Annotated in this window: 21 protein-coding genes; 16 read left to right on the forward strand and 5 right to left on the reverse strand. The window is 70.0% G+C overall.

Translation table 11 applies throughout. From position 1 onward, the window contains the following. Positions 1-3: 3 nt before the first annotated feature. Together ACIRQ7_RS35995 and ACIRQ7_RS36000 are read right to left on the reverse strand one after the other, a co-directional pair. Positions 4-1,509: a transcriptional regulator gene (locus ACIRQ7_RS35995; RefSeq protein WP_404266717.1), complete on the reverse strand. Its 1,506-nt coding sequence runs from the start codon at positions 1,507-1,509 to the stop codon at positions 4-6. 758 nt (positions 1,510-2,267) lie between these two features. Beyond that, positions 2,268-2,576, reverse strand: coding sequence for a helix-turn-helix transcriptional regulator (locus tag ACIRQ7_RS36000; RefSeq protein WP_404266718.1), 309 nt, complete (start codon positions 2,574-2,576; stop codon positions 2,268-2,270). A 114-nt stretch (positions 2,577-2,690) separates the two neighbouring features. Here ACIRQ7_RS36000 and ACIRQ7_RS36005 point away from each other — a divergent pair, with 114 nt between their 5' ends. Beyond that, entirely contained in the window at positions 2,691-3,341 is a 651-nt protein-coding gene (locus ACIRQ7_RS36005) for an HAD family hydrolase (RefSeq protein WP_404266719.1), read from the forward strand. Between the two features lie 4 nt (positions 3,342-3,345). After that, positions 3,346-4,182, forward strand: coding sequence for a DUF1932 domain-containing protein (locus ACIRQ7_RS36010; protein WP_404266720.1), 837 nt, complete (start codon positions 3,346-3,348; stop codon positions 4,180-4,182). Between the two features lie 7 nt (positions 4,183-4,189). Here the strand turns inward: ACIRQ7_RS36010 and ACIRQ7_RS36015 are convergent, their stop codons facing one another. The 3 genes from ACIRQ7_RS36015 to ACIRQ7_RS36025 all read right to left on the reverse strand — a co-directional run bounded on the left by ACIRQ7_RS36015 (position 4,190) and on the right by ACIRQ7_RS36025 (position 6,719). Continuing rightward, positions 4,190-4,759: a guanylate kinase gene (locus tag ACIRQ7_RS36015; protein WP_404266721.1), complete on the reverse strand. Its 570-nt coding sequence runs from the start codon at positions 4,757-4,759 to the stop codon at positions 4,190-4,192. After that, a complete protein-coding gene (locus ACIRQ7_RS36020; protein ID WP_404266722.1) occupies positions 4,756-5,796 on the reverse strand; it encodes an AAA family ATPase in 1,041 nt (346 codons plus the stop codon). Before ACIRQ7_RS36020 ends, ACIRQ7_RS36015 begins: the two co-directional genes overlap by 4 nt. Before the next feature lie 185 nt (positions 5,797-5,981). Continuing rightward, positions 5,982-6,719 carry a GntR family transcriptional regulator gene (locus ACIRQ7_RS36025; RefSeq protein ID WP_404266723.1) on the reverse strand — a complete coding sequence of 246 codons (738 nt, stop codon included), beginning with the start codon at positions 6,717-6,719 and terminating at the stop codon, positions 5,982-5,984. A 197-nt stretch (positions 6,720-6,916) separates the two neighbouring features. Between ACIRQ7_RS36025 and ACIRQ7_RS36030 the strand changes: the two genes are divergently transcribed. The 14 genes from ACIRQ7_RS36030 to ACIRQ7_RS36095 all read left to right on the forward strand — a co-directional run bounded on the left by ACIRQ7_RS36030 (position 6,917) and on the right by ACIRQ7_RS36095 (position 16,478). Then, positions 6,917-7,324, forward strand: coding sequence for a hypothetical protein (locus tag ACIRQ7_RS36030; protein ID WP_404266724.1), 408 nt, complete (start codon positions 6,917-6,919; stop codon positions 7,322-7,324). Positions 7,325-8,023: 699 nt separating this feature from the next. Then, positions 8,024-8,269 (forward strand): hypothetical protein, encoded by a 246-nt coding sequence (locus ACIRQ7_RS36035; RefSeq protein WP_404266725.1) that lies wholly within the window; start codon positions 8,024-8,026, stop codon positions 8,267-8,269. 139 nt (positions 8,270-8,408) lie between these two features. Continuing rightward, positions 8,409-8,615, forward strand: coding sequence for a hypothetical protein (locus tag ACIRQ7_RS36040; RefSeq protein WP_404266726.1), 207 nt, complete (start codon positions 8,409-8,411; stop codon positions 8,613-8,615). 95 nt (positions 8,616-8,710) lie between these two features. Further along, the gene (locus tag ACIRQ7_RS36045; protein ID WP_404266727.1) at positions 8,711-8,902 is read left to right on the forward strand and encodes a hypothetical protein; all 192 of its coding nucleotides are present in this window, start codon (positions 8,711-8,713) and stop codon (positions 8,900-8,902) included. A gap of 178 nt (positions 8,903-9,080) precedes the next feature. Continuing rightward, positions 9,081-9,275, forward strand: coding sequence for a hypothetical protein (locus ACIRQ7_RS36050; RefSeq protein WP_404266728.1), 195 nt, complete (start codon positions 9,081-9,083; stop codon positions 9,273-9,275). Positions 9,276-9,387: 112 nt separating this feature from the next. Beyond that, on the forward strand, positions 9,388-9,840 hold the full coding sequence (locus tag ACIRQ7_RS36055; protein WP_404266729.1) for a hypothetical protein: 453 nt from the start codon (positions 9,388-9,390) through the stop codon (positions 9,838-9,840). Between the two features lie 2 nt (positions 9,841-9,842). Continuing rightward, entirely contained in the window at positions 9,843-12,023 is a 2,181-nt protein-coding gene (locus ACIRQ7_RS36060; RefSeq protein ID WP_404266730.1) for a hypothetical protein, read from the forward strand. Positions 12,024-12,188: 165 nt separating this feature from the next. Further along, complete coding sequence (locus tag ACIRQ7_RS36065) at positions 12,189-13,670, forward strand: hypothetical protein (RefSeq protein WP_404266731.1); 1,482 nt, start codon at positions 12,189-12,191, stop codon at positions 13,668-13,670. Between the two features lie 32 nt (positions 13,671-13,702). Continuing rightward, the gene (locus ACIRQ7_RS36070; protein WP_404266732.1) at positions 13,703-13,840 is read left to right on the forward strand and encodes a hypothetical protein; all 138 of its coding nucleotides are present in this window, start codon (positions 13,703-13,705) and stop codon (positions 13,838-13,840) included. Positions 13,841-13,971: 131 nt separating this feature from the next. Then, the gene (locus tag ACIRQ7_RS36075) at positions 13,972-14,469 is read left to right on the forward strand and encodes a hypothetical protein (RefSeq protein WP_404266733.1); all 498 of its coding nucleotides are present in this window, start codon (positions 13,972-13,974) and stop codon (positions 14,467-14,469) included. Continuing rightward, on the forward strand, positions 14,456-14,893 hold the full coding sequence (locus ACIRQ7_RS36080; RefSeq protein WP_404266734.1) for an RRQRL motif-containing zinc-binding protein: 438 nt from the start codon (positions 14,456-14,458) through the stop codon (positions 14,891-14,893). Before ACIRQ7_RS36075 ends, ACIRQ7_RS36080 begins: the two co-directional genes overlap by 14 nt. Before the next feature lie 110 nt (positions 14,894-15,003). Further along, positions 15,004-15,237 carry a hypothetical protein gene (locus ACIRQ7_RS36085; protein ID WP_404266735.1) on the forward strand — a complete coding sequence of 78 codons (234 nt, stop codon included), beginning with the start codon at positions 15,004-15,006 and terminating at the stop codon, positions 15,235-15,237. Beyond that, a complete protein-coding gene (locus ACIRQ7_RS36090) occupies positions 15,230-15,799 on the forward strand; it encodes a hypothetical protein (protein ID WP_404266736.1) in 570 nt (189 codons plus the stop codon). The genes ACIRQ7_RS36085 and ACIRQ7_RS36090 overlap by 8 nt, the downstream gene beginning before the upstream one ends. Before the next feature lie 16 nt (positions 15,800-15,815). Further along, positions 15,816-16,478, forward strand: a complete 663-nt coding sequence (locus ACIRQ7_RS36095) for a hypothetical protein (RefSeq protein ID WP_404266737.1) — start codon at positions 15,816-15,818, stop codon at positions 16,476-16,478. The last annotated feature ends 7 nt before the right edge of the window (positions 16,479-16,485 follow it).

Consider the following 16,485-nt stretch of genomic DNA (forward strand, 5'->3'; position numbering starts at 1 on the left):
CTCCTACCGGTATCCGAGGGTCATGTGCGTGCTGCGGAAGCCTGTGGCCAGCTGCTTGGCGCGGCGCAGCAGCTTGGGGCCGTAGAGCTGTTCGGCGGCTTCGGGGCCCATGGCGGCGATGGCTACCTCGATCGGCTCGGTGTCGCCGAGGGCCAGGTGCTGGCTGGCTTCTGCACGGGCCCGTGCGATCTCGTCCTCGTCCAGGCCGGCCAGGCCGCTCTGCACCTCGGGCTGCTCCTCGCCGAAGTCCTCGTCCCGGGCGGAGCCGGAGCGGCCGGCGACGATGTCCCGGACGGCGGCGAACGCGTCATCGACCTGTCGCTGGACGGCGGGGCTGTCCGGGCGCTCCCAGTCGCCCTCGAACCGCTCCTGCCGGGCACGGACTTGCTGGATGCGCTCACGGCGGGCGGCTTCCTGACCGGCGCGCCACTGCTCGCGGGCCAAGTCGCGCTTCTCAACGGTGTCGAGGATCTTCTCGGCGTCCTTGAGCAGGGTGGCCAGCAGGCCGGAGGCCCGGCGCACCCGTGCCGCCTCACCACGGAACGCCAGCCAGGCGTGGACGTCGGCGGTGGTCCAGCCGGCATCCGCGATGTTCCGGGCGACCCAGGCGATCCGGGGCACCGAGCAGCCGCGCAGCCAGTCCAGCTCCTCGGTCAGCTCGCGGGCCAGCTGGTAGCGGCGACCGACCCGGTTCAGCGTCCGGCGGCCGCTGGTGGACTTCTTCGGTGTGGGGGACTTGCGCTCCCCGCTTGCGAGCTTGCTCTCAGGGGGGGAGTAAGTAGTACCCGCAGTAGAAACACTTGAGGAACTACCCCCCATTGGGGTGCAACGGGACCCGCCCGAAACAGCCGCCACAGGCACCCCGCCAGCGCCCCTACGGGCAGCCTTCGAGGGGGCCGTGGAGGACGTCTTCGACCGCGGCCGCCGCACCCTCCGGGACGCCTTCTTCGCCAGCCGAGCCATCAGCTCCCGGCCCGCCTCCGCGATCCCGGTCATCCGGCGCGCGGTGCCCTCACCCGCCGTACGAATACCCAGTGCGACGTCGAACTCGGGCGGCAGCATCCTGACGTACACCGACGCCTGCGCCTGCTCCCCGGAAACCCGCGTCCCGCGCAGCTCCCACGCCAACAGGCCGGTCTCCCGGAGCATCTGCAGGTGGTACTCCACCGCCCGCTCCGACAGCCCGCTCCGCCGCATCAGGTACTCGATGCCCGGACGGCACGGCGACAGCTCCGCGAGCAGCTGCGCGATGAACACAGTCGTCGGACCGAACGACCGCGGGCCGTGCGACCGGTGCCGCCGCGGCTCGTACAGCCCCGAACCCGCCACCCAGTGGACCGCCTGCATCCAGCTGTAGCCCTCGGGCGCGACCCGGCCGGACGACGTCGACAGCCACTGCCGAGCCTCCGGCACATACAGGCCGGGCAGCACGGAGACCGCGCCCCCGTCTTCGGCCGACGGACGTGGAGCGGGAACCATCACGGCGGCCGGTGCCGCCACGGCGCTCACCGCGCCACCCGCGGAGAAGCCGGAACGGGAGGAGTCGAGAGGGCAGGAGATGGGGCCACATACAGAGAGGGGACGGCGCGAGAGGCAGATGTGACAGGCGCCGAAAAAATCTTCATCCGGCACCCTGACCCGGATGCCCTGTGGACAGAGTTCCCACGGGCGAGCACTCCCGCCCGGCGGGAACGGACCGGCAGGTTCCTACGAATGAATCCCGCCACGCGGAACGCAAAAACATACCGCCGGGGGTCATTCTCAAAGCGGCGAATCGGATATATGGGGGTGAACCAGGCGGATACCACCTGGCAATGAGGACGCTGGTCGTGCACTATGACGAAGACCGACCTTCCATATAGCTAGCGCTGTGGGTGGGAAGGGACCGCCCCCTCCGTGAGGAGCAGGCGGACACCGATCGGTGGGGGAGATTTCTCCTCTCCTCCTGATCTCGGTGAACCGCAGGGCCCCTGTCACAGGGCCCCGCGGATCGGTAGGGGTCGGCCGTTGTCAGCGGCCGGGTCGTGCTGGGCATCGGCCGTTGTTAGCGGCCAGGTGTTGCTGGTGGCCCTTGTCAGGGGCCGACCCGCTTGTCGAAGGCGGGGTTTTGCAGAGATGAACTGGCTCGATGAGCCGAAGCTCAGGACCGGCGTCAACCGGGACTGAGCAGCCGAACTGAGGTGTCACGCCCAGTCGGTGCGAAGGGCCGCGCTGGCCGAAGCGGATTGTCAGTCCGCAAGGTGGCCGCGCGGCCGGTGGCGGCTACGTCACCCCGACCCCCTTGAATCCGAGGCTGGCGTCGGCGTGCCCTCATCCAGCTCAGCGGCGCTGGGGAATCGCTCCGCGAGTCGCTTGAGCAGGTGGATGTAGGCAGTGCGCTGCGGGCGCCGGGGGTTGCTCTTTCCCAGCTCCCACCGCACTACGGCGAGGCGCTTCACGCCGACTGCGTCCGCGACGTCCTGCTGCGTGAGGTTCGCGGCGAGGCGCAGCTGAGCGCGTACGCGCGGCGGCGGCAGGACGTCGTCCAGGCCGTCGAGCAGGGCATCAACCCGCTTCAGGCGGTCCGGGTCGGACATAGCGCAGGCTCCCATGATCGATTGATCTCTGAAACATACACCATTTGATCTCCGGTGGGGGTGCGCTGCTGCCGTGAACGGGCCTGCGCCCGACGCCCGGTAGGGTCCGGGACCGTGCACCGACTCGCGCTCTTCGATCTGGACGGCACGCTGGCCGACCGGCAGTCGGCGCTCAGCGACGCGTTGACGTGCCTGTGCCGCTCCCGCAGTCTCTCCCCAGATGCCGAACAGTGGCTGCGCATCGAGCTGGCCGACCGCGCGACCGCCACCGACTTCGCCCGGCTGCGGGACGCCTTCGGCCTGGAGGCGTCGGCCGCCGACCTGTGGCAGGAGTACGTCGACCTCATGGCGGCCGCCGTCAACTGCCGCCCCGAGGTCCTCGAGGGCCTGGCCCGACTGCGCGCGGCCGCGTGGACGATCGGCATCATCACCAACGGGGCCGGCGACATCCAGCGCTCCAAACTCGCCGGGACCGGCCTCGCCCCCCTGGTCGACGGCGTCGCTGCCTCGGGCGACCTGGAGATCCGCAAGCCGGACCTGCGCCTCTTCGAACTCGCGGCCACCCGGTGCGGCGTCAGCCTCGCGGACGGCGGCTGGATGATCGGCGACAACCCGGCCGGAGACATCGGCGGCGGCCACCAGGCCGGCCTGCGCACCATCTGGCTGCGCGGCCGCCCATGGCCCGAAGGACTGCCCGCCGCGCACCACGTCGTCGACGACGTCATGGACGCCATCGCCATCCTGCTCAACGAGACCTGGGAGTAGCCCCGTGGACCAGCCGACCGTCGGCATCCTCCACCCCGGCAGCATGGGCGCCGCCGTCGCCGCCTGCGCCGAGACCAACGCGGCCGCGGTCCTGTGGTGCGCGACCGGGCGCAGCACCGCGTCCATGGAGCGCGCCGCCCAGTTCGGGCTGACGCCCGTGGCCACGATGGCCGAGCTGCTGGACCGCAGCGACATCGTCATCAGCCTCTGCCCGCCTGCCGCCGCCGAGGACCTCGCCCGCGACGTCGCCGGGCACCGCTTCACCGGGGTGTACGTGGAGGCGAACGCCATCAACCCCGAGCGGGCGCAGCGGATCGCCGCGCTGTTCGGGCCGGACGCGACCGTCGTGGACGGCGGCGTCGTCGGCTCCCCGCCGGTCGGCGGCAAAACACCGACCTTGTACCTGTCCGGCCCGGCCGCCGAGACTGCGCGCATCGAGGCGCTGTTCGCGGGCACCGCCGTCCGCACGGCGGTACTGGGCAGGGAGGTCGGGAAGGCATCCGCGCTGAAGCTGGCGTACGCCAGCTTCCAGAAGACCTCGCGGGTCCTGGTGGCGCTCGCGGTCGGCATGGCGCGCGAGCACGGCGTCGACCTGGAGCTCATCGAGGTCGCCTCCCGGCGGACCGACTCGTACCTCGCCGAGCCCGAGTACGTCGCCAAGACCGCGGCGCGCGCCTGGCGCTGGGGCCCGGAGCTGGAGGAGGCCGCCGACGCGCTCGAGGCCGCCGGCCTCCCACCGGAGATGCTGCGCGGCGCTGCGTCCACGCTGGCACGGTGGAACGACGCCAAGGACAGCGAGCTCACGCTCACCGACGCCCTGGACCGACTCGCCCAGCCGTAGCCCGCGCTCATGCCGTCGCCGCTCCCGCCCGCCGCATCAGCAGCTGGTCGATGAGCCGTGCCGCTTCCTGCGGTGCCGCCACCGTGGTGTCCACGGTCAGGTCCCAGGCCATGTCCGGGTGGGCGTCCAGGTCCTCGCGGGTCGCGTCCCAGGCCGCCAGGCGCGCCGTGGTGTCGGCGTCTCCGCGCCCCGTGGATCGCTGTGCGGTCACCTCACGCGGGCACCACAGCAGCACCACCGACCAGTCGGCCGTGTAGCCGTCGACCAGCGCTCGGATGCCGTCGACCTGCCCGAGATGCACCACCGGCACCCCGGCCGCGAATGTGTCGTCCAGGCCGGGTGCGTCGATGACGTAGGTGTTGCCGTACCGGCTGTTCGCGTAGACGACGGCGCCCGCGGCCTCCAGCTGGCGCAGCTGCTCAGCAGTGCCCATCCGATAGCCGGCGCTCTTGCCCGACCCGACCTTGAGCCGCGCGAACTGCGCGTACCTCGGGCTCAACTCGGCGAGCGCCGCGGTGACGGTGTCCTTGCCTGACGCCGGCGGGCCGTACAGGATCACGCCCTGCTTCGAGCTCATGCGTACATCGCCCCCATCGCCTGCCGGGCCTGGTCCGCGAGCGTGACCGCGGTGCCCAGCCGGTTGTCGACGACCAGGTGCGGCACAGCCGGGCGCAGGTCTAGGTCGATGGTCGCCATGTACTCGTCCCATCGCTGGAGCTTCCAGGCGTCCCGAGCGGCGGACCGGAAGGAGATGTACTCCTGCATCGACTGCTCATCGCAGCGCACCCACACCGGGAAGACGTCGACACCCATAGCGGCCGCCCTATTGGCCAGCCGCTGCATCCAGGCCGGATCCGTCATCTCCGCGATGAACGGCGCCGAGAGCACGGTGCTGATCCCGCACTTGATATTCGCCAGCGCACTCTGCATCAAGCAGTCGTACTCCACCGGCCGGACGCGTTCTCGGTAGAGATCGGTATGCCTGTCGTTCGGGTCGCCACCGAGTGCGACCAGCAATTTCTCCACCAGGGGCCTGGTGAGCGGATCTTTGTCGAGGAGCGGCCAACCGGTGAGCTGAACAAAGAAACGGGCCAGCTCGGTTTTCCCGCTGCCGGCGAACCCGCCGACCAGGATCAAGACCGGGCGGTGGGGGTCCCCGCCTGTGTGCCTCCGCTTCCAGGCATCGATGATGCGCTGTTGCAGTCCTAGGTGATCGGCTTCCTCGCTGCCCGGCGCGATGCGGTGAACCGCCCGCTCAACAGCCAGAACATGCGCACCGGTGAGGCGATCGTCCATCGGCGTCAGCTTGAACGACGTCTCCTCGCCCGGCAGCGCACTCCGGAACCCCAGGTCGGGCTCGGTTGCCCGGTACAGCAGACAGTAGGCACGCCGGTAATGCGGACCCGGGTAGACCTCGCCCTGCTCGTGCTGCCACAGAGTCTGCGGATTCGCGGCGGGGATCCCCTTCAGTTTGGCCTGCTCGGCGACCTGCCGAAGCTGCTCACCCGCCCTCTCCAGAGTCAAGCCGTGGGCCTCCCGCTGCTCGCGCAGCCGGTCCGGTCTCCAGCCTGCTCGGTTGAGCTTCCCCACCCTGTTCCCCTCCGTCATCGTCATGGCCGCGAGCCTAGGTCTCGGACCTGGAATCCCATGTGTACGTGGATGTTGAAAACCCGTGAAGCCGGATGGCCATGGGCTTCGACAAGGCGCTGTGATGTTGCGATCGGGCTCCCACGAGTGTGATTGCCCCCACGAAGTGAGCGTCGAGGGGGCACACGATGGAACGAGCAAGCGGGGCCGAGCTAGCCCGGGATGGGCATGTGCGTACCGGGGGCGTAGACATCCTCCCAATAGGCGAGCGGACCGCTCTCGTCATGGAATGTCTGCGATGTGACGAGCACGGCGACAGACACGTGTTGGGGGGCATCGATCCCCAGGGCGTCCAGCTCGTCCTGCGACGCCTGCCGTGCTCGCGCCGTGCGTTGGCCCGTCACTACCTCCCGGCCGGTTCGTTCGGTGTAGATGTCTCCCCAGTACCGCTCCATCCGGCCCTCATCCGCGAGTTCGGGGACCTCGTTGGTCGCCTGCACGGAATAGACCGAAACCGCAACCGACGTGGCCTTTTCTCCCTGACGGAAAGTCCGGATCCGGATGACGACCTCGTCGCCGGGCTCGAGGTCCAGCGCCTCACATACCTGGGGGTCGACTACCGACCTGCGCATCACCTGGTGGCCTGCCGAGGTCTCGCCGGGGGCGTAGCGCAGACCGTTCCTTGCAATGCGGTCGATGCGGTCGGCGCCGGTGATCACCATGGGCGACGTCGCCACGACAGTCCCCAGGGCGCCTCGGGCCACGACGAGGCCCTCGCTTTTCAGAAGGGCGAGGGCGCGGCTGACCGTCTTAGCTGCGACGTCGAATTCGGCGCGGATGTCCGCGACCGAAGGAAGCGTGTCCCCGGGAGCGAGCTCGCCGCTCTGAATCTGCTGGCGGAAGTGGCTCGCAACATCCGCGTACCCCTTGCCCGGTCCTTTGTACGGCATGTCCGCGTCTCCCTCTCGATCGCTCGGACCCTACCTCATGAAGGTACATCGCTCGCTTGTGAAGGTACAACACTTGCCGCGACGAGAGATTGAATGTACCTTCGTTCTCGCCGAAAGGTACACCGAGTACCTCGGCGGGGGTGACCTGTACCTACGTGCGCCCTGCCTGCTGTCCGCTACCCGGAAGGAGTCCCACCGTGAAGATCACCCGCCGCCCCACTGCCGGCCTCGCCACCGAGGTGTTCGACACCGAGACGCTCGCCCTCTTGGACGCCGCTGATGTGGCGTTGCCGGAATTTGGCCCCGTTGACCTGGACATCGCGTTCGGTACCCCCCTCGACATGTACGAGCCCGCGGGCACACAACGCGAGATGACCCGGTACGCAGCTGCCGTGGTGGCGTGCGACCCCGCCCTGCGCATGCAGCAGTCGGTAGACGCCGGCGCCGAGATTGCGGCTCGGCGGGACGCCGCCCGGGACATCGCCGCCGACGACCCGACCATCGCCGAGCTGGTGCGCGAGCGCCTGGTCGACGTGCTCCTCCCCTACACCGCGCAGCTGCGCATCACGCTGCCGACCACCGAGCCCCTGCCGCTCACGGCATAGCTCTGCCGGGTCCTCACGGACCCGGCTCCCCCACCCGGAACCGCCCACGGGCGGCGCCGGATGAGGGAGCCGGACCCTCGGCCCCTGATATCGCCCGGACCTGAACGCGAGAGCGGGACGGAAAGGAAGCGGCCGTTGTTTGAGAACTCCATAGCGATCATGCGGGGCTGACGCGAGAGCGAAGCGCCGGGCAGGTGCCTAATCCGAGACGGATGGACGAGGGCGGGCCACCCGGAGAGCTGAACTCTCCCCCTACGCACGGCACGCCGTTCCCGGTCACCGGGGACGAGGGGAAGGACCGGGAGCTGACCAGCGCGATGCACCACCGGCTGGATGGCAAGCGGATCGACCAGCGTGGCCCCACCGCATGTGGCGAGATGAGACAGATCGCCCCCGAGACAAGCCGGGTGAAGCCTTGTCCCCCAGCGGCCCGACCTTGCCAGTCGCACCCACCAATTCGGTGACGTGACGCCGCAGCTGATGCGCCGTACAAAACACGGTGCGCGTCACAGCTCGACATGACGCACCGGGATCCGACCCGGCAACGCCTGCAGAAGGCGCCAGGCGCGTTACCCGCGCCTCTTTGCTCCAGCAGCCCCGCGCTGCCCAGTCGCTCACCGACCCGCCCTCGGGCGGTCCGGTGAGCGGTGGAGAGCGCGGAGGACTACCGGCTCCACCACCCACCTCGCAAGGAGGCCCATGGATTCCCTGATCACCCACCAGTTCTTCGGCCCGACTCCCGCCACCCGTTACACGGTCGACGGGCTGAAGTCGGAGGAGGCGTACCGGCTGATCGGCGCCAACACGGTGGCTGGCTTCGAGCCGGTCGTGCACACCCAGACCCCGCAGGGCGACCGGCTCACGACCCCCGACGGCAACCTCCTCACCGTCATCGCGCTGCACAGCACGCAGGTGATGAGCGCGATCGTTTTCGAGCAGGTCTGACGGCTCCCCGTCACCTCCCGCTCCGCCTAGGCCGGAGCGGGAGGTGACGGGGAGCCGGGCAGCCCGCCCGAGCCCCAACGGCGACAGCCCCCGGGTGCGACCGGGGGCTGTCAGTACCAGGACCTATTGGGAGGCCCTGATGCGGATCAGCATCACACACGCCCTCACCGCCGTAACCGGCGGCGTCCTCGACGACACCATCGACGACATCGAGTCGCAGGAGGCGGGCCACGACTACGAGGCCGAGGACACCGTCCGGCGCCTGGAGGACTGGAAGGCCCGGCGCGCCCGGGTCACCACCACGCAGGCCGCCCGCGCCGCGGCCGGGATGCGAGGTGCGGCATGAGCGGGATGACGGACGCCGAGCGCGAAGCGATGCGGCAGAAGGTCGCGGAAGACAACCGCCGCTCCTCCGGCTCCAACAGCGGAAAGAACGGCTGATTGAAGAACACCCCGATAGGCCGAGCCCGCGCCGCGTACCTCCTCGCGGCGCGGGTCCTCGACCGCCACGGTGTGGGGCACCCGCTGGCCCGCGCGCTGCTCGCCCGCGCCGACCGGACAGCGCAGGCGGCGTTCAAGGTCGGCCACCACGTCCACGACATCCACGCCTCCTCGCCTGAAAGGACCTCATGAGGAAGCCGTTCTACGCCCTCGTCTTCATCGCCCACGTCGCCGTCTTCATCTACGGCGTCACCCACTGACCGATCTGCTAGCTGCCTGCTCCGCCCGTCCCGGCCTCCGGGACGGGCGGAGTCGCAAGGGAGCCGGACAGCCCGGACAGACCGAACCTCACCGATCAACGGAGGACACAGTGATCGCTCTCCCCCTGTTCCTGCTCGCCGGCGGCGCCACCTGGCTTTGCTGGCGCTCCGACATGCGCGCAGGCGTCCTGATCTGCGCCCTCATCTGTGGCTACGCCCTGGCTAGCTCCCCGCTCACCGGGGTGATCGACGGCATCGGCCGCGGCATCGGGACCGCGATGCAGAGCGCCAACTCCGGCAAGTAACTGCCGCTTGCCCGTGGCCGCGCACCGCTCGGTGCGCGACCGCAGGGAGGTGACAGAGCCCCCGCCCGCACAACCCAGTCCCCAGTCGTCTTGAGAAAGGAACACACACACCATGAGCGACGGCGACAAGGTCGGCTCGAACCTCGGACAGCTCATCAAGCAGCTGGACGCCATTGAGTTCCGCACCGACCGCGACCTCTACAACTACGCCCGCATCCTGCGTGCCATCGGCTTCGAGCTGTACATGCGGATCGGGATGGACGCCGACATGGTCACCGCGATCCTGTCCCAGTACAAGGGCAAGTGGTGGACGTTCGGCGCCCAGAGCAAGATCCGCGCGAAGCTGGTCGGCGGCCACCTGAAGGCCGGCGCCACCGCCGCGAAGGTCTTCGGCCTCTCCGGCGTGAAGATGTACGCCTCCTTCGTCAAGCACTTCATCCGCCCCGAGCAGGAGGCCGAGGCCGAGGCCCGCAAGGGCAAGGGCAAGGCGAAGCCCGGGTTCTCCATCGGTGACAAGCCGTCCGATTCCGCCGGGAAGCCCGGCGAAGGTGGAAGGGCCGCCTGACCATGGCACGTCGCATCTCGAAGTCGAAGACGATCGACACCCGCACCGAGGAAGAGCAGCAGCAGGACCGCTCCCGGCGGCTCCGCTTCATCGCGCCCTGGGCGGTCACCGCCCTCGGGCCCGTGCTGGTGGAGGGCGCCCACATCACGGTCGCCGGGAACCCGGCCGCGCTCGCCCTGGCCTCCCTGGGCATCGCGGGCACCGGCGCCTCGCTGTGCAAGTTCCTCAGCCACCTGGACAGCAAGGCCAAGCGGGACAAGGACACCGTGAGGCTGCACCAGGTCAACAGCGTCGCGGTCACCGCGGCCGCGACGCTGGGCACCATCACCGGCATCGCCACGCCCCAGACCGCGAGCGCCTGGGCGCTCGGCGGCATCGGCCTGTCGCTGGCCAACAACCTCTGGTCCAGCTTCCACAAGAAGGGGTCCGAGAAGAGCGCCAGCAAGTGGGAGAAGCTGGAGAGCGAGATCGGCCTGGCCAAGCACGAGCTGAAGGAAGCGCATTCCAACGGCAAGGGCACGGTGATCGCCAAGATCGAGGCCAAGGACGGCGCGACCGTCGATGACCTCGCCCGGCGCATCCCCGCCATGGCCTCCGCCATGAAGCTGGGCAAGGGGCGCATCACCCACACCGTGGACGATGACGACTCCTCCGACATCACCATGCGCATCCAGGTCGCCGACCGGCTGAAGATGGGCTTCCCCTGGCGCGGCCCCTCCGCCTTCGGCGCGTCCATCGGCGACGTCCCGATCCGCACCGGCTGCTACGAAGACGGCGAGGACCTGCTCCTCAATCTCACCGGCCAGCTGCGGTGCCTCAACCTCACCGGGCAGCCGCTGGAGGAGGAGCCGCTGTCGAACGGGAACGTGGAGCACTGCATCGCCATGGGCGTCAACGGCGCCGGTAAGACGCAGGGCAACCAGCTGATCATCACCGAGTGCGGCACCCGCACCGAGGTCTCCACGATCGTCATCGACTGCTCGAAGTTCCAGCAGGACTTCGGACATTTGAGGCACGGAATCGAGTGGCCGATCGACAAGAAGGACGCCGCCCGGCGGTTCTTCAAGCTCCTGCCCAACGCGATCGAGAAGCGGACCGATCACCTCGCCGCGAAGGGCATGTCGAAGTGGGAGCCCGGCTGCGGCCTCAACTTCATCGTCATCATCGGCGAGGAAGCCGCCGACTTCGCCGCCGACAACGAGCACTACCAGAAGATCCTGCGCACGGCCCGCGCCGCCGGCATCTGGATCCTGACCTCCATCCAGCGCGCCACGCACAACAACATGGACACCGACTCCCGCGCCAACAGCCCGGCCGGGCTGTGTTTCGGTCTCCGTGACGGCGCCGACGCCCAGTACTGCCTCCCGGACGAGGCGACCGACGCCGGCGCCTGGCCGCAGTGGGGCAACCGCAAGCCCGGCTACCACTACGCGGCGGGCCTGGGCATCCCGGAGGAGCGCTGGCACATCACCGCCCGCACCGAACTGGCAAGCAAGCACGACCAGGCCGACGCCGTCACCGCCGGAGCCGCGGTCCGCACCCCGCTGGACACGGTCACCGCCGAGGCGTTCGGCGACCTGTACACCAACCGCACCACGTACGACGCCCCCCTGCTGCCCAAGGAGGAGGGAGAGGACAGCACCCCGCAGCAGGCGGCCCCGTCCCCGGCCCCCGCCACCGCGTCGGCCGCCCCGGCCGCCCCGGCGGCGCCGGCCTACTCCGGACCGCCGGACGAGGAGATGGACGACGTGGACGAGGACACGATGGCGGCCGAGGTCGAGGAGCTCAACGAGATGCTCAAGCACGTGCTGGACGAGGACCCCGAGCCCGGTCAGTACGAGCACCTGCGCATCGAGGACGACATCGACCCCCCGGCCGAGGACACCCCGGTGCTCAGCCTGGGCGGCGACGTCGACGACGCCGACAAGCTGACCAGCGAGCAGGGCCGCCAGGAGCTGTACGAGCGGCTCGACAAGTGGGTTCGCGAAGGCAAAAACAGCTTCGCTCCCCGGGACGTCACGGACATCCTCATGCGGCTCGGCCTCTCGGACAGCAAGCGGTGGTTCTACCGCGAGCGCGACCGGCTGATCAAGGCTGAGGTGATCTCCGTGGACGAGTCGGACGACGGCTTCGGCCTGTACGACATCCTCCGCTCCCCCCTCTCCGGCAACAACGGAGAGTGACGTAAGTCGGGTGCGCATGGTGCGCAGCGTCGCGCACCATGCGCACCCGTCCCCGCCCCAGGTAGAGGGCCCGCACCTTAGCCGCGCACCACCCGATGCATACCCATTTGTCCCACGCGCACGGTGCGCACCGCACCCTCGCGCACCTTACGGAAAGTAGTCAACATGAGCGCCCCGAACGCTCCCCGGCCGAAGGATGCCGGCCCACCCCGACCCCTCCCTCCCGCCACCGCCGACGACGCCGCCAAGGCCCGGAAGTCCATCACCAAGCTGGACTCGGTCCTGGCTACGGTCACCAAGGCGCTGCTCGCCCTCGGAGGCGGCGCCCTGGTCTTCACTTGTGTGAACGTAACCCGGTTTGGCGTCTCTCACGAGATCCCCTGGTACATCGCCTGGATGCTGGACCCGCTGGCCAGCCTCGCCCTGATCACCGTCCTCTACGTCGACGGTGTCCTGGCCGAGCACGGCGGTGACTACAAGCCCGGCGGCTGGCCGTTCCTGCTGCGCTGGACCGCGGGCCTGTCCACCTGGGTCATGAACTGCTGGACCAGCCTCTACCCCGACGGACGCTTCCACGTCATCCCGCAGAAGCCGGACGCCGGCGGCATCCTGCTCCACTCCGTCGCCCCCGCGCTGCTGATCCTGCTCGCGGAAGCGGCCACCGGCTACCGCAAGTACGCCACCCGGCGCCGCGGCGAACTCACCGCGATCATCACGCAGTTCGAGACCAGGCAGGCCGCGGAGCGCGCGGCGGCCCAAAAGCGAGCCCGCGAGGACTCCGAACGCGAGGCCGCCGAAAAGCGTGAGGCCGCACAACGCGAGGAACAACGCCAGCGCGACCGCGAAGAACGCGAGGCCGCCCGGCTGGAACGCGAGGAAAACGCGAGGCTCGAAAACGAGCGGCGCCAGGTAGAAATCGAGGCGACCGCTCGCGCCCGCCGCGACGAAATCGAGGCAGAGCGCGAGCGGGTCGCACTGGCCGAGCGCACCGCAGAAATCGAGGCATCGCGGCGCAAGACCGACGCCGAGATCGAAGGCAAGCAGCGCCGCACACGGTGGGAGCTGGAGCAGGCCGAGCAAGACCGTCAGGCCAAGCGCCAGGCCGAGATCACCACGGCGGAAGCCCAGGCAGAGGCGCTGCGCAAGGAGGCCGACGCCGCTGCGGAGGCCGAGCGGATCAAGGCCCAGGCCGCCGCACGCGCCCTGGAGGAGGCCGAGCGGGCCAAGCGGCAGCGCGCCGTGGAACGGGCCGCCGCACGCACCCGCAGCACCTCGGAAACCGGCGGCGCCCGCTCCTCGATTTCTGCGGGCCGCCCCTCGGAAAGCGCCTCGGAGAACGGGGCCGCGCTCGTCGCGGTGCCCGCACTGACCGCCTCGGAAAGTGAAGGTCGCGTCCCTCGCGAAGTGCGCGCGGCGCAGCGCGACGAGGCCGAGCGGTACATCGCGAAGTGTGAACTGTCCGGCCTCACGCCGGATCTGGACGGCCTCGCGAAGCACTACGACAAGGGCGAGACGTGGGTCGGAGACCGCGTCCGCACCGCCAAGCGCCGCCTCGCGGAAGAGCCCGGGTTCGAGGACTCGGTGATCGAGGACGCACTGGACACCTTCACCGACGACAACAGCGACGACGCCGCGGGCGCGGCATGAGCGGCGGCCCGGCAGAAGAGGAGGACACCACCGTGGAGTTCACGTTCGACTTCACCGAGCAGCAGGCCGACCCGATCGAGTTGCTGCCGGAGGCCGGCGCCGAGCGCCCGCCGCTGATCCTGGCGCGCAGCGAGCGGCTGATGCCGATCCGCTACCAGCCCCTCGCCTGACCGCTTCGACGGCTCCACTGGCCCCCGAGATGTTGAAGCCACCTCGGGGGCCGGTGAAGAGGCCGAAGCCTCCCCGGACCTCACACGCCAGCGATCCGTCCGGGCTCCCCACGGATGAGGAGAACACCATCATGCCGTCCCACGGCGAGCAGCCCCAGACCTACTACCCGACGCCGATGCCGCCGCCGTACGCGCAGGCACCCGCCCCCGCGTACGGACAGCACATCGTCCCGCTCCCCCAGAACACGGTCGTCTACCCGCCGACCGCCGGCATCGACGGCGTGGTCGTCGTCCCCGGCCCGGCCGGACAGCCCGTCGCCTACTACACCGCGCCGCCCGCCCCCGCCCCGCAGCCGCTCGTCTCCCCGCTCCTGGTCAAGGCCGCGCTCGTCGCGTTCATCCTCGGCGTCGGCGGCCTCGGCATCTGGTTCCTGGCCACCGTCCTCGTACAGCTGGTCCATGCGCTCATCACCCTCGGGCTGATCGCGCTGGCGGGCCTGGGCGGCATCGTGCTGATCAAGCTGTTCGGCACCAGCTCCAGCGGCAGCCCGATCACCGTCAACGCCCGCGGCCGCGCCCGGGTCCAGGTCCACACCGGCCGCGGACACAACCGCCGTGGCCGCCGCTGAAACCGTCCCCGCCGACGAGCCGGCCGTGCGGGACATCGAGATCTACGCCCCACAGTCCGGCTCACTGACTGTCTACGGCTGGCGTCAGGCCCCCAAAGGACTGGCCACCCGGCGCCAGCTGCGCGAGATGCGGCTGCGGCCCGGGGGCCAGGACCCGGTAGCTGTCATCGAATGCCGAGGCGGCAAGCGCCGGGCCTGGCTCTACGAGATCGCCCGCGCCCTGCCGGTCCGGCCGATGACCCTCGCCAAGGAAGCCGCGCTGGACAAGGCGATGTCCAAGCGCCAGACCTGCCCCTCCTGCTCTCGGCGGTACTACCACTGCCTCCCCCTGCGCAGCCTCGGCTGCTGCCTGGAGTGCCACGACGGCACCCCCGCCTCGCCCGGCACCTACATCAGCCCGCCGGCCGCACGGCACGCCGCCTGACATCTGCCGGTTGCCTGATCCATCCGACCTCACGGGGACGGGTGGTGACGGGAGCCGGACAGCCCGGCCCACGCACATGCCCTGTCCCCTGTGCCTGGAGAGCCCACCTGATGGCGAAACCGCCGCCTGCCGTGATCGGCGTCCTGACAGAGCCCGCACCGCCCACCTGGTGGAAGGCCCACCGCCACCAAGTCCTGCTGATCGTCGGAGTGTTCCTCGGCTGGCAGCTGTGCGCGGCGTCCCACGGCGGCACCGCCGCACACGACCAGCACACCCCGCACCGCCCCACGCACAGCACCGCACCGTCCCCCACACCGCCCAGCCACAAGGAGAACCGTGACTGACCCCACCGGCCCCGGCCGCCCCGACGCCGTGCCGCCGATGAACACCATCCCGGACGGACAGCGGGTGCCGCCGCCGCGCCGCCCGGCGCCGCCCCGGCCGCAGCCGATCCGCACGGTCGATGATCTGCCCATCGGGGTCATCGTCGCGCTCGGCGCCGTCATCCTGGTGGTGCTCGCCGTACTGCTGAAGTCGACGGTCCCCGCGGTATTCGACTGGTTCGGCCGGCAGGACTGGCACCAGCTCACCCAGTGGCTGCAGACCATCGACCAGCCTGTCCGCGACTACCTCGCAGCCCACACCGTCGGCCTGCCGCTCACCGCCACCACCGCCTATGTCCTGTGGCAGTGCATCGGGCTTGGCTCCCTCGGGCTCGGCTTCCTCACCGGTGCGGTCGGCGCCCGGCTGACCTGGATCGCCTACGGCGCCGCCACCACCGTCATGGTCTGGTCCCAGGCCCCGGCCGCCGGCCGCGCCGTCGCCACCGGCCTGACCGTCCTGGCTTGGACTGCCGCCTCCACCCTCGCCCTGCGCGGTCTGAGCCTGCGCCCCGTCATCCGCTGACCCGGAAGGAATTGCCGTGCCCAGGATCATCAGCACACACCGCCTCGCCGAACTCGACTCCCTCGCCGGCGCCTTACCGTTCGCCCGGTCCAAGGCCGAGCGCCTGGAGAAGGAACTGGATACCGAGCGCGACCGCACCCGGCGCCTGCAGAGCGAACTGGAGAAGGCCAGGAACCAGTACCTCGAGCGGGGAGCGGCCACCTCCCGTACGCACGAGGAGCGGCTTACCGCGGCCAAGCGCTCCACGCAGCTCAGCGACCATCTGCTCGCCCAGGAGCAGACGCGGGCGAACCGGATCGAGCGCATGGCCGACCAGCGGGTGCGGGAGCTCAGGGCCGAGATCGAGCGGCTGAAGTCCGAGTTGGCCGCCAACCCGGCACCGAAAGCCCCGGAGGGCGTTGTCGCCCGGTACCGCAACCTCGTCGGCGCGGACATCGACCTGACCCTCTACGCCAAGGACCACGGCGCCTACAGCAGCACGTCGATGACGCTGCTGCTGGTCAGCCTCTGCTCCGGCTGTGGCCACCGCGAGGAAGAGGACCGCATCGTCTACGACAACGACGAGAGCCGGATCGACTTCATGGAGAACCAGTTCCAGGGCGGCAAGCTCAAGCGCTGGGCCCAGGAGCACGCGGAGACCTGCCGGGCCGTCGCGCTGCCCGCCCAGGCCACCGCCTGACCGGACT

It is taken from the genome of Streptomyces sp. NPDC101393 (assembly GCF_044767385.1).
Classification (GTDB): domain Bacteria; phylum Actinomycetota; class Actinomycetes; order Streptomycetales; family Streptomycetaceae; genus Streptomyces.